This window comes from Nonomuraea solani (assembly GCF_900108335.1).
GTDB classification, from domain to species: Bacteria; Actinomycetota; Actinomycetes; order Streptosporangiales; family Streptosporangiaceae; genus Nonomuraea; species Nonomuraea solani.
In genome coordinates, this window is record NZ_FNVT01000010.1 from 177,020 (window position 1) to 197,986 (window position 20,967).

Sequence of the window (20,967 nt, forward strand, 5' to 3'; positions counted from 1 at the left end):
GTATGTCCACCAATACCAGGATCGCCGTTCCGCCGGTTCGACAGGGTTCTGGCTACCCCCTTTCACCTGCGCGAACGTGGTCTCATGAGCAATGCCAAGAAGATTCTCATCGTCAGCGCCCACCCCGAGCCCCGCTCGCTCAACGCCGCCCTGACCGGGTTCGCGGCCGAGGAGCTGCGGGCGGCCGGGCACGAGGTGCGCGAGTCGGATCTGTACGCGATGAAGTGGAAGGCCGGGGTGGACGCCGACGACTTCCCCGACCACGCCGGCGACCGTCGGCTGGACGTGCTGGCGGTGTCCGGGGAGGCCACCCTGGCGGGGCGGCTGTCGGCGGACATCGCGGCCGAGCAGGAGAAGGTGCGCTGGGCCGACGCGGTCATCCTGCAGTTCCCGATGTGGTGGTTCTCGGTGCCGGCGGTGCTGAAGGGGTGGATCGACCGGGTGTTCACCTTCGAGTTCGCCCACGGGCCCTCCGTGCCGCCGCCGTACACCGAAGGCGCCCTGGGCGGGCGGCGGGCGCTCCTGTCGGTGACGGTCGGGGCCCGGGAGTCGGCCTTCTCGGAGCGGGGCATCCACGGGCGGCTGGCGGACGTGCTGTTTCCGCTGCAGCACGGCCTGTTCTGGTTCACGGGGATGACGCCGCTGGAGCCGTTCGCGATGTACGACTCGGTCGACGTGACGGAGGAGCGGTTCGAGGCGGCCAAGCGTAAGTACGGGCGGCGGCTCGGCGGGCTCTTCACCGACGAGCCGGTGCCGTACAGGTCTCTGGCGGGCGGTGACTACGGCCGGGACATGCGGCTGCTGCCCGAGGTGGAGGGGCCGGGGGTGGGCGGGCTGGATGTCCACGTACGGCCGCTCGCCGTGCCCTCCACCGACTCGGAGTAGAGCCGGGCCACGTCAGCCGCCGGGGTGCCGTCCGCCGGGTCCATGCCGAGGCCGGTCAGGGTCTCGCTCACCCAGCCGGGGCTGACCGCGTTCAGGCGCAGGCCGCGGGGCAGTTCCGTGGCGGCCGCCCGGACGAACGCCTCCAGGCCCGCGTTCACCAGGAAGCCGAGCGAGCTGCCCGGCACCGGTTCGGCGAAGCGGCCGCTGGTGATGGTGATCGAGCCGCCGTCGCGCACGTGGGGGAGCGCCTGGCGTACCAGGTTCACCTGCCCGAGCAGCTTGCCGTCCAGGCCGGTCCAGAAGGCCGGGCCGGTCAGCGCGGACATGGCGCCGCTCGCGGCGCAGCACACCACCGCGTCCACCGTGCCGACCTCGGTGAACATGGCGTCGATGGAGGCCGGGTCCGTCAAATCCACCTGGTACGGGCCGCGACGCGAGGCCCGTACCAGGTCGTGACGTTCGCCCAGCAGGTCGCCGACCGCCCGGCCGATGGTTCCCGTCGCGCCGATCAGCAGGATTCGCATGGTGGTCCCTTCGTTCGTCAGGAGACCAGCGTGCGGGAGGTGGGAAGGGGCAACCATCCCTCTGTGGTGCCTATATCCGGCAGGTGCAGGCTAGGCGGTGGCGAGCTGTTCGGCGGTGGCCAGGAAGGGGCGGGCCAGGTGGTCGGCGCCGAAGCTCAGCAGGTAGAGGCCGGTGGAGACGCGTTCGAGGTAGCCCCATTCCCAGATGGCGGTCTCGTCGTGGCCGGAGGCGGCGGCTCGCCGGTCGGCGTACCGGAGGGCCCGGGCGGCGATCTTGTCCGGGCCCGGCCGGCCGAGCCTGTCCCAGAGCGAGTGGACCATCCGGCCGAGCTGGTCGGCTTTCGCCGTGACCGCGATTTCGGCGGGCCGGGGGATGGTCCACGCCTGCCGGAGCGTTCGGCAGAGCGTGGTGATGGTCTGCTCGGGCGGGAGGCCGAGGCGGCCCATCGACGGGCCGGGGGCCTCCTGCAGCATGGCGTGCCGATCGGGGTCCTGGGCATCAGCCATCGTGAGCCTGTCTCTCCGAGGTGGGCGAGCTTCTGCTGAACCTCTGCCGGCAAATCGATCATGGTCCCCATCTTCGCCCGGAATGGTCTCCCGTTCATATCGAACCACCCGGCGTTGGCCTCACGAGCCGACGCCCGTCGGCTCGGAACCTCGCTCCGAGCCGTTCCGCGGGAAGGACCTCATCGGAACCGGGGGTGACCGGGGTGTGGTGTGTCCCCGGTCACCCCCTCCGCGTAGGTCCGGCGGTCATGATGTGATCATGCTGCTGTTACGCCCGCTGCTCGTCACCCCCTGCGCGAACGCCTTCGGAGGCGTGGTCTTCCCGTTCATCGTGTTCTTCGCGTTCGATACGGTCTTCGCCTTCGACGAGCACGTCGCCGAAATCCTCCTGGTCCCGGCCGCCGCGGCGTCGTTGATCTTCGTGGTACGCGGCTTCCTCATGAGCGTCGTGTGCGCGCCCGACGCCATCACGGTGCGCGGCTACCCGCGGAGCAGGACCATCCCGATCGCGGACGTGCTGGAACTCGATGACGGCCTGCTGTTCCTCCTCCGGTGGCAGGACCGGCGCGGGCGGAGGCGCGGAACTCCGGTGATCGCCTTCACGGCGCCTCCCAGCACGCTCGCCTTCGTCGTCCGGCACAACGACGACTGTGCGGCCCGGCTGCGGGAGTGGATCGGCCGTCATCGGGGAGCGGCGTAGGCGAAGCGGGATCAGCTCGGGAGCGCGACGCCCGCGCAGCCGCTGCCGATCCGGCCCGTATCGAAGTAGCGCACCACGTCGGCGGCGCACTCGGGCACCCGGGTGGCCGACACGTGCACGTCGTCGGCGATCGTGTAGACGGTGCCGCCGACGGCGCGCCGCGTCTGCAGCGTCCAGTCGTAGACGGACATGAACTCGTGCAGGTGCCCCGCCAGCACCAGCGACCCGCCGCCCCGCCGCAACGTGGTCTCCTGTACCGGCAGTGGCCAGCCGGCGCACCTGACCCCCAGCCCCCAGCCCCGGCCGGTCGCCGGATGGCGGGTCACGAGCCGCTGGTGGGCGCGCCAGGCGGTGTCGAAGCCGGTCCGGCCGGCATCCTCGTTGCACGCGACGGCCAGGTTCATGGTCATGTTGAGCGTTTCGGGCGCGCCGGGCACGGGTGTCCCCATCATCGGAGCGCCGAGCAGCTCCTTGACGGTGGGCGGGGCGGTGGTGCCGGTCGTGGTCCGCAGTTCGGCCAGCGCCTTGCCCGCGCGTACCCACTCGGTCGAGTTGAGTTTGGCCAGGTCGGCGACGGCCGAGCCGTCGATGGGCCGCTGCAGGCCGGCGAAGGTCTTGGGGCTCTTGTCGTACGCGCCGACGAGCCGCGCCACCTCCTCGCGCACCTGCCGGGCGGTGGCGCCGAGACCGTAGAGCTCGTCGCGGCGGGCCAGCCAGGTGGCCATCCGCCCGAAGTTCCGCTCGGCCGCCGCCGCGGCGTCTTTCGTGTGCCGGTCGAGCCGGGTCCACGGCGGCGCCACGCTGTCCAGGAAGGCCCGTCCGGTGTGCTCCGGGAACTCGCTCCGGTACACCATGCCCAGATAGGTGCCCCAGGAGAAGCCGAGCAGGTTGAGCGTGCGCTCACCCAGCGCGGCCCGTACCAGGTCGAGGTCCTTGGCCACGTTGGCGGTGGTGAGCTGCCCGAGGAAGGCGGGGTCGGAGCGTCCGCACTTCTGGTTGGTGGCGACCTGGGAGTCGTAGATCTTCCTGGCCGTCTCCTTGGTCATCGTGCCCGGCTCCTGCGGGCCCATCGGCGACAGGGGGCAGGCGGCCTTGGTGCTGTAGCCCACCCCTCGCGGGTCGAAGCCGATGATGTCGTACCGCTCGTTGAGCCCGGCCATCTCCTTGTTCCTGAGCGCGGAGCGCAGGATCGGGTCCAGATATCCGCTGTTGCCCGGTCCTCCCGGCAGGACGGCGATGGCGCCGAGCCGGCGGGACCCGTCCGTGGCGGCCAGCCGGGTCACCGCGATGTCGATCTTCCGCCCGCCGGGGTCGCGATGGTTCAGCGGGACGCTGACCGTCCCGCACTCCAGGCGCTTCATCAGGGTGCGGAAGGCCGGAACCTGCTCCTCCGTCACGCGCAGGCTTCGGATCACCTCATCGGAGTAGGCGGGACAGGACTTCCACTGAACGGATGAAAGGGCGACGGCCGGGGAAGGGTGCGCGACCAGTCCCGCCAGCGTGAGCGCCAGTGCCGTCAGTGATGTTCGGTACGTCATGCGGATCAGTCGTAGAGCAGCGGCTGTTTCCGCACTGTTTCCGTACTCAGGAGAGATCGATCTCGTTGTGCAGCCATTCGAGGTAGGCCTCGCTGCCCGTGGTGACGGGGAAGGTGAGGATCGGCGGCACGACGGCGTCGCCGTGCGCCCGCTCGATGCGCTGCCGCAGCGCGGGCAGCCGGGTGTCGACCGTGAGCGCGGCGACCTTCCAGGCGCCGGTCTCCTCGACCCCCGTCTCCCAGCGCACCAGCCTCGTCACCGGCGAGAGGTCGATGGAGGCGGCGAGCCCCGCGCGCAGGATGTCGTGCGCCAGGTCGGCCGCCTTCTCCTGCCCCTCGACCGTCGTGTGGACCTCGATCAGTTCCGCCATGGCGGGCCTTCCTACGGGGGGTTTCAGGGGCCGTCGGTACGGAGGCCGACCTCTTCGGCCAGCCGGTCGAGGGAGCGGCCGAGCAGCTCGCGCACCTCGTTCGCCCGATCCCCGGAGTCCGGCTCGTCGAGCAGGCTGATGTGCAGGGTCACCTCGCTGGCGCCGGCCGCCGTGTCGGCCACCTGCAGCCATCCCGCGTAGTCCGGATGGTCGCGTCCGCCCCACTCCACCCGGAGTTGCTCCTCCGAGGCCCGGAACAGTCCTTCGTGTTTGCCGGAGCCGGGCACCAGCGGGCCGTCGGCCTCGATCGTGCCGGGGCCGCTGCCGTGGACCGACAGCCCGTGGGGGAGCCAGCGGTCCATGAGGTCCACGTCGGACGCGATGCCGAACACGATCACGCTGTTCGCCGACATGCCGCGTGACGCCTCGAACTCCGCCATACCGTCCCCCCGGGTTCCAATGCCGACGCAGTACCCCCGTGATCTGCGCGCAAACCGCAGCCGTCCTGTCGGCCTCTCCCGCTACGGTTGCGTGCGTGGGGAGTCGCGGGGACTCCCAAGGACTCGCGGGGACTCGCAGGGCGAGGGGAGTGAGGCCATGGCGGAGCTGCCACGGGTGCCGCCGGAGATGTTCCGGTTCACCACCACGGAGCGGGCAGACCTGCACACAGCGGTCCTTTACGCCTTCGGTGAGGCGAATGAGCGGCTCGAGACGGCGCTGACGGTCGAGGAGGTGCACGAGCGGCTGCGCACGGTGGGGTGGTACGCGCCGGTCGCCGAGCAGGATCTGGGCGCGACGCTCAAGCAGCTCGTCGGATGGGGGCTGCTCGACGTGATCTTCAATCACGCGGGCAGCTTCGCCACCGCCGAGGAATACGAGCGCAAGAACCTGCAATATTCGCTGACCAGGCGCGGCGAGGCCGCGTTCGCCGGGGTGCAGCACGCCGTGGCGATGCTGGCGTCGGCGGGCGCGCTGCAGACCGCCGTGCTCGACGCCATCGCCGACCGGCTGGGAGAGCTGGACGACCTGCTGCGCGACCCCGACCCGGGCCGCAACCGGCGGATCTTCACCAGCCTGCAGGAGCTGGAGGGCCATCTCGACGGGCTGCGCGGCAACACCAAGCAGTTCAACGGCGAGCTGCAGCGGCTGCTGCGCGTCGAGGGCACGGATCTGGCGACGTTCCACGAGGTCAAGGCCGCCACGGTGGCTTATCTGCAGGAGTTCGTGACCAATCTGGAGCAGCGGGGCGACACCATCGCGGCCGGGCTGGGCGCGGTGGCCGCGCACGGCGTGAGCGTGCTGCACGCCCGCGCGCTCGACGGCGCCGACCTGCCGAGGGTGCCCGGCACCGATCCCGTGACGCCATGGCTGGCGGTGCGGGCGGCCCGGTGGGAGGGGCTGCGGTCGTGGTTCGCGCCTGAAGACGGCGGCGTGCCGCGGGTGCGGCAACTGCACGACGTGGCGCGGCGGGCGATCGTGTCGCTGCTGCAGGTGCTCGACCGGATCACCGACTCGCGCCGCCGGTCCTCCAGCGCCGCGGCCGACTTCCGTACGCTGGCCCGCCGGTTCGCCACCGCGGCCGGCGAGGACGACGCGCACCGGTTGTGGGACGCGGCCTTCGGGCTCGGCTCGGCCCGGCACGCCCATCTCGGGCACACCGACGCCGAGCTGATCCCGGCCGGGGTGCCGTGGGCGGAGGCGGAGCCCGTCCAGGTGTCGGCGCTGCTGCGGTCGCGGGGCCGCACCGAGCGGATGGGCCGCACGGGGAAGGTGCGCGACGTGGCCGCGCTGCGCGCCGAGCGCCGGGCGCGGGCCGAGAAGGAGCGGGCCGAGCTGGAGGCGGCGTGGTCGGCGCTGGCGACGACGGGGGCGATGCGGTTGTCGCGGTTCGGGGAGCTCGAGCACGAGGCGTTCGGCAGGCTGCTCGACCTGCTCGGGCGGGCGCTGGCCGAGCGGCCCGACTCGACCGGGTTCCGGCGGGCGGTGACGTCCGACGGGCGGGTGGAGATCGTGCTGCGGGCGCCGGACGACGGGGCGGTGGCGGTGCTGCGCACGTCGGAGGGCTGGTTCCGGGGGCCCGACTACCTCATCGACGTACGCCCGCTGGGCGACTCCGTCGAGACGGCCCCGGAAGAGCCGCAAGAGTGGGTGGCGGGCGCATGAGCAGTCTGGCCAACCAGCTCGTCAGGGCCGAGAAGGAGGAGATCGCGCGGGCGATCCGCACCCTGCTCGGCCGGCCGCTCGTGTCCCTGCACGACGACCCGGCCGCCTTCGACCTGATCAGGAAGCGGCGGCAGCCGCTGATCCAATGGTTCGACTACTTCTGCGGCTGGCGGCTGGTCGTCGAGCCCCGCCAGGGCTACGCCCGCCTGGTCAAGGTCAGGTCCGCGCCCAGCGCCACCCGGCCCGCCCGGCGCCGCCGCACGACCAGGGCGCCCTTCGACCGCCGCCGCTATACGCTGCTGTGCCTGTGCGCGGCCGAGCTGCTCGGCTCGCCGGTCACCACGATCGGCATGCTGGCCCAGCGGCTGGTCCAGGCGGCGGCCGTGGAGGCGGACGTGCCGCCGTTCGACCCGGTCAGGAGCGACGAGCGGGCCGCGTTCGTGGACGCGCTCAAGCTGCTGGAGCACTACGGCGCCGTCACCGCCATGGACGGAGCCACCGACTCCTACCTGGCCGACGAGGACGCCAAGGTGCTCTACCGGGTCGACACCACCCGCGTGATCAGGCTGCTCGCCGCCCCGGTGCCACCGTCGCGGGTCGCCCCCTCCGAAGGGCTGGAGGCCCTCACCGTGGAGGCGCGCTACGGCGGCGACGAGCCGACCGAGACCCAGCGCAACCTGTGGGCCCGGCACTCGCTCATCCGCCGCCTCCTCGACGAGCCCGTCGTCTACCGCGACGAGCTGACCCCGGCCCAGCTCGCCTACGCCGCCTCCCTGACCGGCCGCCAGATCCTGCGGCGCGCCGCCGAGGAGGCCGGGTTCGTGCTCGAAGACCGCGCCGAGGGGTTCCTGCTCGTCGATCCCGACGCCACGGCCACCGACACGAAGTTCCCCGACGACGGCAGCCACGCCAAGGTGGGCGCCCTGCTCATGCTCGACCTGCTCGTCACCTCGGGCCCCGTCACCATCGACCGGCTCGACACCGAGGCCACCGGGCTGCTGGGCCGGTTCCCGCAGTGGGCCAAGGCATACCAGTCCGACGGCGGCGGGCCGCGGCTGGCCGCCGACGCGCTGGAGGTGCTCGAATGGTTCGGGCTGGCCCGCCGTACGGGTGACCAGGTCACCGCCCTGCCCGCCGCGGCCCGTTACCGGGTCGACCGCGGCGCGGCCGTCCAGGAGGATCTATGACAGTCACCGAGCTCACCCCGGCGCGCGCCGCGCACGGCGTGGACGCCCGCTGGACTCCGGTACGCGCCGGGATCCTCAACGTGTGGCGCTACTACGACGAGGTGTTCGAGTTCCACCGGGGCAGGCTGCTGCTGCGCGGGCCCAACGGCAGCGGCAAGTCCAAGGTGCTCGAACTGCTGCTCCCGTACGTGCTGGACGCCAGCCTCAAGCCGAGCAGGCTGTCCACGTTCGGCGGCACCGAGCGCACCATGCACTGGAACCTGATGGGCGACGGCGCCGGCGGCGCCACCCGGGTCGGCTACGTGTGGCTGGAGTTCCGGCACGCCGACGACCGCTGGTTCACCTGCGGCGCCCGGCTGCAGGCCACCATCCACACCAAGAACGTCACCGCCACCTACTTCACGGCCGACGCCCGCGTCGACACCCCGGACGGCTTCCGCCTCACCGGCGACGGCGGCCAGCCGCTGACCAAGGCGCAGCTCGCCGATGAGCTGGGCTCGTCGGGCAAGGTGCACGAGTCGGCGGAGTCCTACCGCACGGTCGTGCGCCAGACGCTCTACCGGGCGCTCAACGAGCAGCGCTACGACTCGCTCCTGACCGCGCTGCGCCAGCTCCGCACCCCCAAACTGTCCGAGCGTCTCGACCCCGGGCTGCTGTCCGACCTGCTGTCCAGCGCGCTGCCGCCGCTCGGCGAGGGCGAGATCCACGAGATCGCCGAGGGTTTCGAGCGGCTCGACCGGCAGCGCGAGGAGCTGCGGCTGCTCGATCGCGACGTGGAGGAGGCCGACCGGCTCGCCACCCGGCAGCGGGGCTACGCCCAGCGCGTCCTGCGGGCCGCCGCCGCGGCCGTGACCTCGGCCGGCTACACCATGGACGCGGCGGCCGCCGAGGCGAAGGCCAAGCGGGAGGCGCTCAAGGAGGCCGAGGGCGACCTGCGCGCCGCCACCGCCCGGCTGGGGGAGGAGGAGGCGCAGGAGCTGGCCCTGGCCGCGCAGATCGACGGGCTGAAGGAGAGCGAGGCCTACCAGGCGGGCGGCGACCTGCACCGGCTCCGCACGGAGGCGCAGGCGGCGCACGAGGCGGCGGCCCGGCTGCGCGACCAGGCGGGGGCGGCGGCCCGCTCGGTCACCGCCAAGCAGGAGCTGTCGGCGGAGGCCGAGGGCGGGGCCCGCACGGCGGCCCGGCTCGCCGACCGCGCCCGCACCGAGGCCCGCCACGCGGCCGAACGCGCCGGCCTGCTCACCGTCCACGAGGAGACCGAACGCGCGGAATCCACCGAACCCTCGGCCGAGGCCGAAGACGGTGACGCCGGCGTGCGCCGGGCCAGGGAGTTGCTGCGGGCCGCCGTCACCAGCAGGGCCGCCCAGATCAGGGAGGTCCGGGCCGGAGCCCTCCACCACGACGAGGCCATCAACCGCCGCACCACCGCCGAACACGACCGCGACCAGGCCCGCGACGACCTCACCACCGCCCAGGCCACCCACGACAAGGCCGAACGCCTGCGCGACGAGCGCGCCCGCGACCTGTCCGCCGCCCTGGGCGAGTGGGCGGCCGGCTGCACCCAGCTCCAGATCGACCCGGGCACGCTGGCCGGCTGGGCCGAGGACTTCGAACGGGCCGACGACCTGGTCGGCACCGCCCGCACCATGGCCGCCGTCGAGCTGGCCGCCCGCGAGCAGCACCTGAGGGGCGTGCGCGACGGGCTGCTGGCCGAACGGGCCGAGCTGGTGCAGGAGCGCGAGCGGCTCAACGACCAGACCGCGCTGGAGCCGCCCGTCCCGCACACCCGCACCGCCGCCGACCGGCTGGGCCGCCCCGGCACACCGCTGTGGCGGGCCGTCGCGTTCAGGTCCGGGCTCGACCCGGTCGCCCAGGCGGGCGTGGAGGCGGCGCTGGAGGCCGCGGGCCTGCTCGACCTGTGGCTGCGGCCCGACGGCGGGTTCGACCCCGGCGAGCACGACGCCTTCGCGGTGGCCGCGCTGTCCAAGGAGGCGCCCGGCTACAGCCTGGCCCACGTGCTGCTCACCGAGGCGGACTCCCCGGTCCAGGCCGACACCGTACTGTCCGGGATCGCCTTCGCGCCCACCGCGATCGGCGTCGACCACCCGGCCGTCGTCGGCGCCGACGGCACCTGGCGGCTCGGTCCCGCGGCCGGGCGCTGGGTCAAGCCCGAGCCCTCCTACATCGGCGCCACCGCCCGCGAACGCGCCCGCCGCCGCCGCATCGCCGAGCTGGACGACCGGCTGGGCGAGGTCGCGGGCCGGCTGGCCGAGTGCGACCATCTGCTGGCCGTGATCGAGGGCGAGCGCGAGACGCTGGCCGCCGAGGTGCGGCGTCGGCCCGACCGCAGGCCGTACGCCGAGGCGGTGCAGGAGCTCGACGGCGCGGTGAAGCGGGTGGCGCTGCTGGAAGACCAGCTCAGGGCATATGAGCAGCGGTTGCACGAGCGCGAGCGGGAGGTCGGCCTGTCGCTGCGGCGGCTCACCGAGCTGGCCGCCCGCCACGCGCTGCCCACCGCGCTGCCCGCGCTCGACAACCTGGAGGCGGCCCTGCGCACCGCCGAGACGACCGGCACCGTCTGGCACGACCGGCGCGCCGACGCCCGCGCCGCCAGGCAACGCGCCCGGCTGGCCGTCGAGACCGCCGGCGAGTACGAGCAGCTCGCCGTCGAGGCCGTCGAACGCGCCGAGGAGGCCGCGGCCGGCGCCGTCGTGCTGGCGGAGCGGCTGGCCGCGATCGAGTCCACGGTCGGCGTCGAGCACCACCGCGTCCTGGAGCAGCTCCAGGAGACCCAGACCGCCTACCAGGCGTGCCGCCGCCTGATCAAGTCGGGCAACGACGACCTGGCCCGGCTCAACGCCCGGCTCGGCCTGCTCAAGGGCGAGCTCGGCACCACCGAGGACCGGCACGCCGAGGCCGGGCGGGCACGCGACGAGGTGTCCGAACGGTTCCGCCGGCTGGCGGCCGGGCACCTGCCGGCCGACGCGCGGGTGCCGGTCGAGCTGGCTCCGGACGCCGGAGTGCGGGCCGTCCTGGAGGCGGCCAGAGCCCTGGCCGAGGAGCTGGCCACGGTGCCCTACGAGCACAAGAACGTCAGGGAGGCCGAGGCGCGGCTGCAGGACGCCTTCCACCACGCCAGGGAGATCCTCGCCGACCGGGCGGATCTGGAGCTGGCGCCCGACGAGGACGTACAGGTGCTGACCGCCACCGTCAGCGGCGTCCGGGCCGGGGCCGCGGCGCTCAGCAAGGCGCTGCGCAAGGAGCGCGACGAGCGGCGTTCCGACATCACGGAGGCCGAGCGAGACCTGTTCGACCGCACGCTGGCCGGGGACACGCGGCGGCACCTGGCCGACCGCATCAGGCAGGCGACCGCGCTGGTCGAGGGCATGAACCAGCGTCTCGAACGGGTCCGCACCGCCTCCCGGGTGGCCGTGCGCCTGGTGTGGCAGGTGGACCCCGCCCAGTCCGCCGGCACCCGGGCCGCCCGCGACCTGCTGCTGCGCGATCCGGCCGGGCTGACCGAGGCCGACAAGGAGGCCCTGTACGTCTTCTTCAGGGACCGGGTCGAGGAGGCGCGGGCCGACGACTCGTCGGCGAGCTGGGAGGACCAGCTCATGAAGGTGCTCGACTACACGGCCTGGCACCGGTTCGTGGTCAAGCTGGACCGCGGCGACGGGCAGGGCTGGCAGGACCTGACGCGGAAGCTGCACGGGGCGCTGTCGGGCGGGGAGAAGGCGATCGCGCTGCACCTGCCGCTGTTCGCCGCCGTGGCCGCGCACTACCAGACCGACGCGGGGTGCCCGAGGTTCATCCTGCTGGACGAGGTGTTCGTGGGGGTGGACAAGACGAACCGGGGGCAGGTGTTCGACCTGCTGGTGGATCTGGGGCTGGATCTGGTGCTGACGTCGGATCATGAGTGGTGCGAATACCGCGAGCTTGACGGGATCGCCATCCATCAACTGATCACGGGCGACGGGGACGACGCGGTCACGACGGCCCGTTTCGTGTGGAACGGGTATCGGACGGTGCCGTCGGAATGACGTACCAGGATGAGCGGGTGCCTGAGCGGCTGCGGGCGGCGGGGCTGCGGCCCGTCTGGGCGGCTCTGCACGAGCGGCTCTCCTCGGGCCACCAGGTCAGCCGGGTCCGGGTGACCGGCCTGGACCCCGCCCAGCAGGCCGCCGTCGCCGACCTCCTGGGCCTCGACCGCTACCCGGGGGCCGCGATCACGATCGACGTGGCCCGGCTGGAGGGCGTGGCGGGGTGCGACGTGCGCACCGTCGCGGAGGCGATGATCGGGCCTCTCGACGACCGCCGTCGCAGGCGGGCGGAGCGCCACCACGAACGCGAGGCCCTGCTCGGCTGGTTCGCCACCCACCCGGCGGTCGTGGCCGAGCCCGCCCTGTTGGCGCTGTCCGCCGTACGCGCGGGCCGTGACCTGCTCGAACGTGCCCTGGCCGTCCTCGAAGCGCTCCCCGCCTCCGGCCGCCCGCTGCCGGCGGTGGCCGCCGACGTGACCGGCGACCCGCACGCCCTCGACGAGGGCACCCGCCTGTCGTCCCTGGTCCTGAAGGCCCTGTCCCTCCTCTACGACGTCCGGCCCCCCGAGGGCGCCGAAGCCCGCCGGGCCCTGTGGGAACGCGCGGGCGTGGCCTGCGACGCGCTCTCCACCACGGTCTTGGTCGCCGGATTACGCCCGGACGGCGACTCGGCCCTGGCCAGGGTGCTGCGGATCTGGGACGGCCAGGCCAGCGTGATCACCCTCGCCCAGCTCACGCACAGCCTGCGGCTGGGCGAACGCGACGTGTGGGTGGTGGAGAACCCGACCGTCCTGGCCCTCGCCCAGCAGCGCTTCGGCGCCGCCTGCCCGCCGATGGTCTGCACGTCGGGCTGGCCCAACAGCGCCGCCATCCGCCTGCTCCGCTCCCTGCCCGGCACCCGCCTGCACTACCACGGCGACTTCGACGGTGAAGGGCTGCGCATCGCCGCGTACACCATGGCCAAGACCGGCGCCGAGCCGTGGCGCATGTCCACCACCGACTACCTCGAAGCGCTCGGCCCCGCCGCCACCCTCACCCCGGGCCGCGTCACCGACGCCCCCTGGGACCCCGGCCTCGCTCCGGCCCTCCGCTCCCACGACCGCGCCATCCCGGAGGAACTGGTCGCCCAGCGCCTGCTCGACGACCTGTCGTCATGAGAGCTGGTGTGCCCAGGGTGGGTTGGCGCCGGCGACCGAGCAGGTGTGGGCCGACACCCGTACCGCGAACTCCGCCGCCGCCACCGCCGCCCCCAGGTCGAGCCCGTCGAGACGGCCCCCGAGCAGGCCCTTCGTGTCGAGGGCGTGCAGGAGGCCCGCCGTGAACGAGTCGCCCGCCCCGACCGTGTCCACCACCCGCACCTTCGGGGCCGGGACGTGGGCGCGGGCGCCGTTCAGGGACACCAGGGCCCCCGCCGCGCCTCGCGTGATGACGATCAGGGGGGCGCCGGCCTCGTGCCAGGTGTCGCAGGCACGTTCCAGCGGCGTGCCCGGCAGCAGGAAGTCCAGGTCGTCGTCGCTGAGCTTGAGGATGTCGGCGAACTCGCACCAGCGGGCCACCTGGTAGTCGTCCTTGGCGGCGAGGGTGGGGCGGACGTTGGGGTCGATGGAGATCGTGGCCCGGCGGGCGGCCGAGCGGGCGAACTCCTCGACGGCCGAGCGGCCCGGCGCCTTGACGAGGGCGAGGGAGCCGGTGTGCAGGCAGGTGAGGGCGCCCAGACGGCCGAGGTCCAGCTCGTACGGGCTCCACTGCCAGTCGGCGGTCCCGTCGGCGTAGAAGGTGTATTCGGCCTGCCCGTCCGCGTCGAGGGCGGCCACCGCCAGCGTGCTGGGCTCGGCGGCGTCGGGGGCGGCCGAGAGGTCCACGCCCGAGGAGGTCAGGTGGTCGCGGAACAGGGCGCCGAACGCGTCCTGCGACAGCCGGCCCAGGAACCTGGTGGGCGTGCCGAGGCGCGACAGGGCCACCGCCGTGTTGGCCGGGCCGCCTCCCGGGAGCACCCGCAACGCCAGCTCGCCGGTGGCGGCGGGCCGGGTGGTGAAGGCGTCGGCGACGCACTCGCCCAGGACAGCGATCATCGGGCCTGCCTTTCATAGGCATGTTGCTTATTCGTTACGGCAGGGGGGCATTGACGTTTTACGAAACGGAGTCCATCATCGCAGCACGGCGAATGTCAACGTTGACATATGTCAACGATGACATCGACTCCTCCCTGATAGGAACCGCCCATGAATGCAAAACTTTCGGCTGGACTTCTCGCCACCGCGCTGCTGCTCACCGGCTGCGGGGGCGGCGGAGACGGGCAGAGCACCTCTACCACCACCGCCAAGGTCGGACTCATCACCAAGACCGAGACGAACCCCTTCTTCGTCAAGATGAAGGAGGGCGCCCAGAAGGCCGCCCAGGCCAACGGCCTGGAGTTGATGACCGCCGCGGGCAAGTTCGACGGTGACAACGCCGCGCAGATCACCGCCATCGAGAACATGGTCGGCGCCGGGGTGAAGGGCATCCTCATCACCCCGAGCGACACCAAGGCCATCGTCCCGGCCATCAAGAAGGCGCGGGACGCGGGCGTACTGGTGATCGCGCTCGACACCCCGACCGAACCGCAGGACGCCACGGACGCGCTGTTCGCGACCGACAACTTCAAGGCGGGCGAGCTGATCGGCCAGTACGCCAAAGCCGCCATGGCCGGCAAGCCCGCCAAGATCGCCACGCTGGACCTGGCGCCCGGCATCTCGGTCGGCCAGCTCAGGCACGACGGCTTCCTCAAGGGGTACGGCGTCGCGGCGGGCGACCCGTCCATCGTCTGCTCCCAGGACACCCGCGGCGACCAGGCCAAGGGCCAGACCGCCATGGAGAACTGCCTGCAGAAGGCCCCCGACATCAACCTCGTGTACACCATCAACGAGCCGGCCGCCCTGGGCGCGTACACGGCGCTGAAGGCCAAGGGCCGCGAGAAAGAGGTGCTGATCGTCTCCGTGGACGGCGGCTGCACCGGCACCAAGGCGGTGCAGTCGGGACAGATCGCCGCCACGAGCCAGCAGTACCCGATCAAGATGGCCGAGGACGGCGTCAAGGCCGTGGCCACGTTCGCGAAGGGCGGCCAGAAGGCGTCCGGCTACACCGACACCGGCGTCACCCTGATCACCGACAAGGCCGTCTCCGGCGTCGAGGGCAAGGACACCGCCTTCGGCCTGGCCAACTGCTGGGGCTGACATGGCCGTCATGGAAGCGACGCTGCCGCGCCGCCTGCTCAGCACCCCGACCGCCGGACCGCTGGCCGCACTGGTGCTGGCCTGCGTGTTCTTCGGCATCAACTCCGGCCAGTTCTTCACCGGACCCAACTTCTCGCTCATCATCCAGCAGGTCATGGTGGTCGGCACCCTGGCCATCGGGCAGACCCTGATCATCCTCACCGCGGGCATCGACCTGGCCTGTGGCGCGATCATGGCGTTCGGCGGGATCGTGATGACCAAGCTGGCCGTGGACAGCGGCCTGCCGCCGCTGCTCGCCGTCGCCGCCGGGATCGCCGTCTGCGCCGGGTTCGGGCTGGTCAACGGGTTGCTGGTGACGAGGATCTCGCTGCCGCCGTTCATCGTGACGCTCGGCATGCTGAACGTGGTCTTCGCCCTGACCCACATCTACTCCAACGAGCAGACGATCACGGAGCTGCCGTCGGTGCTGACGTTCCTGGGGCAGACGTTCCAGGTCGGCCAGACGAACGTCACGTACGGGTCGCTGCTGACGATCCTGCTGTTCCTGCTGTTCGCGTACCTGCTCGGCTCCACCGCGTGGGGCCGCCACGTGTACGCACTCGGCAACAACCCCGAGGTCGCCCGCCTGACCGGCATCAGGACGCAGCGCCTGACCATCGGCGTCTACACCCTGGCCGGCCTCGTGTACGGCATCGCCGCCCTGCTCCTCGTCTCCCGTACCGGCGTGGGCGACCCGCAGGCCGGCCAGACCGACAACCTGGACAGCATCACGGCCGTCGTCCTCGGCGGCACCAGCCTGTTCGGCGGCCGCGGCCTGGTCCTGGGGACGCTCGTCGGAGCGCTCATCGTGGGGGTGTTCCGCAACGGCCTGCAGCTGATGGGCGTACCGTCGATCTACCAGACGCTCATCACCGGCATCCTGGTGATCCTCGCGGTCGCCGTCGACCAGCTCTCCCGCAGGAGGACCCGATGACCACCCCGGTGCTCCAGGCCCGCGGCCTGGTCAAACGGTACGGCCACGTGACCGCCCTCGACGGCGCCGACTTCGACCTGATGCCCGGTGAGGTGCTCGCCGTCATCGGCGACAACGGCGCCGGCAAGACCAGCCTGATCAAGGCGCTGACCGGCGCGGTCGTGCCCGACGCCGGCGAGATCCGGCTCGACGGCGAGCCGGTGCGCTTCCGCGACCCCCTCGACGCCCGCCGGCACGGCATCGAGACCGTCTACCAGGACCTCGCGGTCGCGGCCTCGCTCGACATCGCCACGAACATGTTCCTCGGCCGCGAACTTCGCAAGCCGGGCATCCTCGGCACGGTCTTCCGGATGCTGGACAAGAAGCGCATGCGCGAGAAGTCGGCCGAGCACATGGCCGAGCTGAAGATCGGGCTGCGCTCGCTCACCCAGCCGGTCGAGTCGCTGTCCGGCGGGCAGCGGCAGGGCGTGGCCGTGGCCAGGGCGGTGGCCTGGGCCAGGCACGTCGTGGTCATGGACGAGCCCACGGCGGCGCTCGGCGTCAAGGAGTCCGGCCAGGTGCTCGACCTCATCAGGCAGGTCCGCGACCGGGGCACGCCGGTCGTCCTCATCAGCCACAACATGCCGCACGTGTTCGAGCTCGCCGACCGCATCCACGTCCAGCGCCTGGGCCGCAGGGTCGCCGAGCTCAAGCCGAGCGACCACAGCATGGCCGAGGTGGTGGCCATCATGACCGGCGCCCTCCAGGTGTCGGAAGGCAAGGCCGTGGTGGCGGACGAGGGCGCGGCCAAGGCCATCGGCCTGTCCTGACATGGGCCACTAGCATGGGCCAGATGCGGCGTCCGACGATGACAGATGTGGCTCGTGAGGTCGGGGTCACGGCGAAGACGGTCTCGCGGGTGCTCAACGACGACGGCCCCGTCGCGGTCGAGACCCGCGAGCGCGTCATGGCGGCCGTCCAGAAGCTGGGCTACCAGCCGAACCTGATGGCCCGCAACATGCGGGTCGGCGCGCGGGACGCCACGATCGGCCTGGTCATCCCCGAGATGGGTAACCCCTTCTTCGGTACGGTCGCGGGCGGCGTCGAGAGCGCCGTCCGCGCCCGGGGGCTCACGCTCATCGTCGGCTCCTCCGACGAGACGGCTGGCCTGGAGCAGTCGCTGATCAGCACGTTCCTGGCCCGCCGGGTCAGCGCCCTGCTGGTCGTGCCCGCGGCCGCCAGCGACCACCGCCACCTGCGCTCCGAGCGCGTGGCCGGGCTGCCGATCGTCTTCCTCGACCGCCCCGCGGTCGGGCTGACGGCCGACTGCGTGGTCAGCGCCAACCGCGAGGGCTCCCGGGCCGGGGTGGCGCACCTGGTCGCCCACGGCCACCGCCGGATCGGCTTCGTCGGCGACCTGCCCGCCACCCTCTTCACCCGCCGCGAACGTTTCCAGGGCTACCGCGACGCCCTGGAGAACGCGGGGCTGCCGTTCGACCGATCGCTGGTGGAGAACGGCCACGACATGGAGGCCGCGGCCGGGGCCACCCTGCGGCTGCTCGCGCTCGACGACCCGCCGACGGCCGTGTTCACCGGCAACAACTTCGCGTCGATGGGCGCGGTGGTGGCGCTGGCGCGGGCGGGGCGCAAGGACGTGGCGCTCGTGGGCTTCGACGACCTGCCGCTGGCCGAGGTGCTCGACCCGCCGCTGACCGTCGTGGCCCAGGATCCGGCCGCGGTGGGGGCGGCGGCGGCCGAGCTGGTGATGTCGCGGCTCGACGGCGACCGCTCCAAGGCCCGCCGGGCGACGGTGCCGACCCGGCTCGTCGTACGCGGCTCAGGCGAGTTACGCCCACCGACTCGCCGGTGAACCGCCCGGCAGGCGGCCCGAACCAGACCGTGCGGGCGCCCGCGCCCCGTCGCCCCGCCCCGTCGCCCCGCCCTGTCGCCCCGCCCTGTCGCTCGCCGCACGTGGCCGTGGCGCCCCCGCCCTGCCGTATGCCGCATGTGGCCGTGGTGCCCGCAGTCCGGCTTCGGCGGCACCGTACGTCGTTTTCCTGCGTAAACGGGAAACGGTGAATTCCGCATCGGCGGATTCTCATCTCTGAGCGCGTCCGTTTCGGCGAGATCTGCCATGCCGATGATCCTTTAGGGCCTGGCAAGCTCTCGACCGTCATGGCCCGCGACCCCGAACAGGACTCGATGATCTACGACGACACCACGGCCGCCGCCTACGATCGCGGCCGGTGGCTGCGGGCCGGCGACATCGACCGGTGGATGGCGGCGGCGCGCGTCTACCTGCCCGACGCCGGCGGCCGGGTGCTGGACCTGGGGGCGGGAACCGGCAGGTTCACCGCCGCGCTGGCGCGGGCCTGCGGGGCGACGGTCGTCGCGTGCGAGCCGTCGGAGGCCATGCGGGCCGCGTGCCGGGCCGCCAACCCCGGAACCCCGGTCGTCGCCGGTACGGCGCAGGCGGTGCCGTTCCAGGATGCCGCCTTCGACGCCTTATGGGCCTCCATGGTGCTGCACCACGTCCAGGACCTGCCGGCGTTCGCCACGAGCGCGCGCCGCGTCCTGCGGGCCGGCGGTCACCTCCTGGTGCGCGGCGGGTTCGGGCCGGTCGAGGAGCTGCCGCTGTACCGGTACTTTCCTGAGGCGTGGGCGGTGGAGCTGCTGCCTCTGGACCGGATCACCGAGGTCCTGGCCGCCGCGGGCATCGAGCGGGTCGATCACCTGAAGGTCGAGCAGGTGCTCGCCGAGAGCGCGGACGAGTTCGTCGAACGGGTGCGGACCCGGAGCCTGAGCAACCTCGCGAAACTCCCCGAGGACGTGTTCCAGCGTGGGTTGCGCGCACTGGAGCGGGGCGGCGTGCCCGGCCGCGTCGTCGAGGAACTCGACCTCGTCGTGTTCCGCCGCCAGGGGCCCGCACTCCGATAGCCGGGCTCCGCCGTCAGGGGTTCGCACCCCAATGGCCGCTCGCCGCCGTCAGAGGTTCGCGCACCGATGGCCGGGCTCCGGTGTCAGGGGCTTGTGCACTGGTAGGTGGAGGGGACCTGGGTGTTGCCGCTGGGGCGGGAGGCCTGGAAGCCGAACGTGGTGCTCTGGCCGGGGGAGAGAGTGCCGTTGTGGCCGGTGTTGCGGGCCGTGATGGTCTGGCCGGAGGGCGTCAGGGTGGCGTTCCAGGAGCCGGTGACGGTGTGGCCCGCGGGCAGCGTGAACGTCACCGTCCAGCCGGTGGCCGCCGAGGTGCCGGAGTTGGTCACCGTGACCGGCTGGATCACGTAGCCGTTGTTCCACTGCGTCTGGGTGGTCGCGGCCGCGGTGCAGCCGCCCGTGGTGCCGCCCGGGGTGGTGGTGACCGTGACCGTGTTCGAGACGGGGGAGAGGTTGCCCGCCGCGTCGCGGGCCCGGACCTGGAAGCGGTACGTGGTGTTCGCGGTCAGGCCGGTGCCGGCGAACGACGTGGTCGCCGACGTGCCCACCTGCGTGAAGGAGCCGCCGGAGGCGCCCGGCGCGCGTAAGACGTCGTAGCCGGTCACGCCGACGTTGTCGGTCGACGCGGTCCACGACAGGGTGGTGGCGGTGGCGGTCGTGCCCGCGGCGGCCAGGTTGCCCGGCGCGGTCGGCGGGCTGGTGTCGGTGCCGGTCGTGGCCGGTGGGACGCGGATGACGCGGTCGTCCTGGGCGACAGGGGTGCCGCGCCCGTCGCGGTTGCTGGTCGTCACCCAGAGCCAGCCGTCCGGCCCCACCGCGACCGCGCGCAGCCGCCCGTACGACTGAAGCTCGGCCACCGGTGAGCCGCCGCCGAGCGGTACGGCCCACAGTCGCTGGCCGCGCAGCGCGGCGGCGAAGAGCGTGTTGTTGGCGTAGGCCAGCCCGCTCGGCGACGACTGAGCGGTCGTCCACGTGACGATCGGGTCGCGGAAGGAGGCGTTGCCGCAGGTGCCCTCGCAGGTGGGCCAGCCGTAGTTGCCGCCCGCGACGATCTGGTTGACCTCGTCCCAGGTGTTCTGGCCGAACTCGGTGGCGTACATGCGGCCCTGCGAGTCCCAGGCCAGCCCCTGGACGTTGCGGTGGCCGTAGCTCCAGACGCGGGAACCGGAGAACGGGTTGCCGGACGGCACACCGCCGGTGGGCGTCATGCGCAGGATCTTGCCCGCGGGGGTGTTCAGGTTCTGGGCGTTGGCGGTGTTGCCGGCGTCGCCGGTGGCCACGTAGAGCATGCCGTCGGGGCCGAAGGCGATGCGGCCGCCGTCGTGGATGGTCGCGCTCGGGACGCCGGAGAAGAGCACCGTCTGCGTCTGCGGGGCGCTGAGCTGGAACCTGACCAGGCGGTTGTCGCCGCTGGAGCTGGTGAAGTAGGCGTACACCCAGCCGTCCTGGGCGTAGGAGGGCGAGACCGCGAGGCCGAGCAGGCCGCTCTCACCCGAGGCGCTCACCCCGTTCACGGTGGCGACCTGGACGGGCGTCTGCCCGGGCCGCACCCGCATGACGCGCGCCGTATTGCGCTCGGAGACGAGCGCGCTGCCGTCCGGCAGGAACGCCAGCGCCCACGGCACCTGCAGGCCCGTGACGGACACCTCCGCCCGGGTGAAGTCGAAGCCCCCCACGACCTGGGCACGCGCCTCGGGGGCGCTGATGACCAGTGCGATGAGGGCCAGGATCAGGGCCGGTACGGCACGGGCGCGCATGACGGACTCCTTGACCGGATCGCCGGAGGCGGATGTCAGCACCGTAGGCACGAAAGGGCCGGACCTCAATCCCCGCCACGGCCACGATCCGGCGATCTGCGGCGACGACCACGGCTCGGTGAAAGTTTCAACGAACCTGACTTCGATCGAACGCGCTCGCCTCTTGATCAACCGGCTTGCGCGGCCGACCATCGAGGC

General features: G+C 72.6%; 18 protein-coding genes. 11 read left to right on the plus strand and 7 right to left on the minus strand.

The genetic code is table 11. The annotated features are described in order from the left end of the window. Positions 1-84: 84 nt before the first annotated feature. Entirely contained in the window at positions 85-885 is an 801-nt protein-coding gene (locus C4V41_RS32315) for an NAD(P)H-dependent oxidoreductase (RefSeq protein WP_103959752.1), read from the plus strand. Here C4V41_RS32315 and C4V41_RS32320 read toward each other — a convergent pair. Then, positions 780-1,409: a short chain dehydrogenase gene (locus C4V41_RS32320; RefSeq protein WP_103959753.1), complete on the minus strand. Its 630-nt coding sequence runs from the start codon at positions 1,407-1,409 to the stop codon at positions 780-782. The genes C4V41_RS32315 and C4V41_RS32320 overlap by 106 nt on opposite strands. A 90-nt stretch (positions 1,410-1,499) precedes the next feature. After that, positions 1,500-1,916, minus strand: coding sequence for a hypothetical protein (locus C4V41_RS32325; RefSeq protein WP_146103873.1), 417 nt, complete (start codon positions 1,914-1,916; stop codon positions 1,500-1,502). Between the two features lie 259 nt (positions 1,917-2,175). On the opposite strand from C4V41_RS32325, the gene C4V41_RS32330 reads away from it, so the two are divergent. Next, positions 2,176-2,616 (plus strand): hypothetical protein, encoded by a 441-nt coding sequence (locus C4V41_RS32330; RefSeq protein WP_146103874.1) that lies wholly within the window; start codon positions 2,176-2,178, stop codon positions 2,614-2,616. Between the two features lie 11 nt (positions 2,617-2,627). On the opposite strand, the gene C4V41_RS32335 is transcribed toward C4V41_RS32330, so the two are convergent. Genes C4V41_RS32335 through C4V41_RS32345 form a run of 3 tightly spaced genes read right to left on the minus strand, consistent with a single transcriptional unit; the run spans position 2,628 to position 4,964 of the window. Further along, the gene (locus C4V41_RS32335; protein WP_103959756.1) at positions 2,628-4,154 is read right to left on the minus strand and encodes an alpha/beta fold hydrolase; all 1,527 of its coding nucleotides are present in this window, start codon (positions 4,152-4,154) and stop codon (positions 2,628-2,630) included. A 46-nt stretch (positions 4,155-4,200) separates the two neighbouring features. After that, positions 4,201-4,524 (minus strand): divalent cation tolerance protein CutA, encoded by a 324-nt coding sequence (gene cutA, locus C4V41_RS32340; protein ID WP_103959757.1) that lies wholly within the window; start codon positions 4,522-4,524, stop codon positions 4,201-4,203. Positions 4,525-4,547: 23 nt separating this feature from the next. Next, positions 4,548-4,964: an SRPBCC family protein gene (locus C4V41_RS32345; RefSeq protein WP_103959758.1), complete on the minus strand. Its 417-nt coding sequence runs from the start codon at positions 4,962-4,964 to the stop codon at positions 4,548-4,550. Between the two features lie 157 nt (positions 4,965-5,121). Here C4V41_RS32345 and C4V41_RS32350 point away from each other — a divergent pair, with 157 nt between their 5' ends. From C4V41_RS32350 to C4V41_RS32365, 4 genes are read left to right on the plus strand one after another with little or no spacing between them, the layout of a single operon-like run. Beyond that, positions 5,122-6,687 (plus strand): TIGR02677 family protein, encoded by a 1,566-nt coding sequence (locus C4V41_RS32350; RefSeq protein ID WP_200824376.1) that lies wholly within the window; start codon positions 5,122-5,124, stop codon positions 6,685-6,687. Next, complete coding sequence (locus tag C4V41_RS32355; protein WP_103959935.1) at positions 6,684-7,874, plus strand: TIGR02678 family protein; 1,191 nt, start codon at positions 6,684-6,686, stop codon at positions 7,872-7,874. Before C4V41_RS32350 ends, C4V41_RS32355 begins: the two co-directional genes overlap by 4 nt. Next, a complete protein-coding gene (locus tag C4V41_RS32360; protein WP_103959759.1) occupies positions 7,871-11,914 on the plus strand; it encodes a TIGR02680 family protein in 4,044 nt (1,347 codons plus the stop codon). Before C4V41_RS32355 ends, C4V41_RS32360 begins: the two co-directional genes overlap by 4 nt. Then, positions 11,911-13,071, plus strand: a complete 1,161-nt coding sequence (locus tag C4V41_RS32365) for a TIGR02679 family protein (protein ID WP_103959760.1) — start codon at positions 11,911-11,913, stop codon at positions 13,069-13,071. Before C4V41_RS32360 ends, C4V41_RS32365 begins: the two co-directional genes overlap by 4 nt. Here the strand turns inward: C4V41_RS32365 and C4V41_RS32370 are convergent. Next, complete coding sequence (locus C4V41_RS32370; RefSeq protein ID WP_103959761.1) at positions 13,066-13,986, minus strand: carbohydrate kinase family protein; 921 nt, start codon at positions 13,984-13,986, stop codon at positions 13,066-13,068. The genes C4V41_RS32365 and C4V41_RS32370 overlap by 6 nt on opposite strands. 150 nt (positions 13,987-14,136) lie before the next feature. Here C4V41_RS32370 and C4V41_RS32375 point away from each other — a divergent pair, with 150 nt between their 5' ends. The 5 genes from C4V41_RS32375 to C4V41_RS32395 all read left to right on the plus strand — a co-directional run bounded on the left by C4V41_RS32375 (position 14,137) and on the right by C4V41_RS32395 (position 19,015). After that, positions 14,137-15,126 (plus strand): sugar ABC transporter substrate-binding protein, encoded by a 990-nt coding sequence (locus C4V41_RS32375; RefSeq protein ID WP_103959762.1) that lies wholly within the window; start codon positions 14,137-14,139, stop codon positions 15,124-15,126. A 10-nt stretch (positions 15,127-15,136) separates the two neighbouring features. Continuing rightward, positions 15,137-16,099 (plus strand): ABC transporter permease, encoded by a 963-nt coding sequence (locus C4V41_RS32380; protein ID WP_200824377.1) that lies wholly within the window; start codon positions 15,137-15,139, stop codon positions 16,097-16,099. Beyond that, positions 16,096-16,908 carry an ATP-binding cassette domain-containing protein gene (locus tag C4V41_RS32385; RefSeq protein WP_103959764.1) on the plus strand — a complete coding sequence of 271 codons (813 nt, stop codon included), beginning with the start codon at positions 16,096-16,098 and terminating at the stop codon, positions 16,906-16,908. The genes C4V41_RS32380 and C4V41_RS32385 overlap by 4 nt, the downstream gene beginning before the upstream one ends. 23 nt (positions 16,909-16,931) lie before the next feature. Then, positions 16,932-17,948, plus strand: a complete 1,017-nt coding sequence (locus C4V41_RS32390; protein ID WP_235030499.1) for a LacI family DNA-binding transcriptional regulator — start codon at positions 16,932-16,934, stop codon at positions 17,946-17,948. A 305-nt stretch (positions 17,949-18,253) separates the two neighbouring features. Further along, complete coding sequence (locus tag C4V41_RS32395) at positions 18,254-19,015, plus strand: class I SAM-dependent methyltransferase (protein ID WP_103959766.1); 762 nt, start codon at positions 18,254-18,256, stop codon at positions 19,013-19,015. An 83-nt stretch (positions 19,016-19,098) separates the two neighbouring features. On the opposite strand, the gene C4V41_RS32400 is transcribed toward C4V41_RS32395, so the two are convergent. Beyond that, positions 19,099-20,811 carry a PQQ-dependent sugar dehydrogenase gene (locus C4V41_RS32400; protein WP_235030500.1) on the minus strand — a complete coding sequence of 571 codons (1,713 nt, stop codon included), beginning with the start codon at positions 20,809-20,811 and terminating at the stop codon, positions 19,099-19,101. Positions 20,812-20,967: the final 156 nt, after the last annotated feature.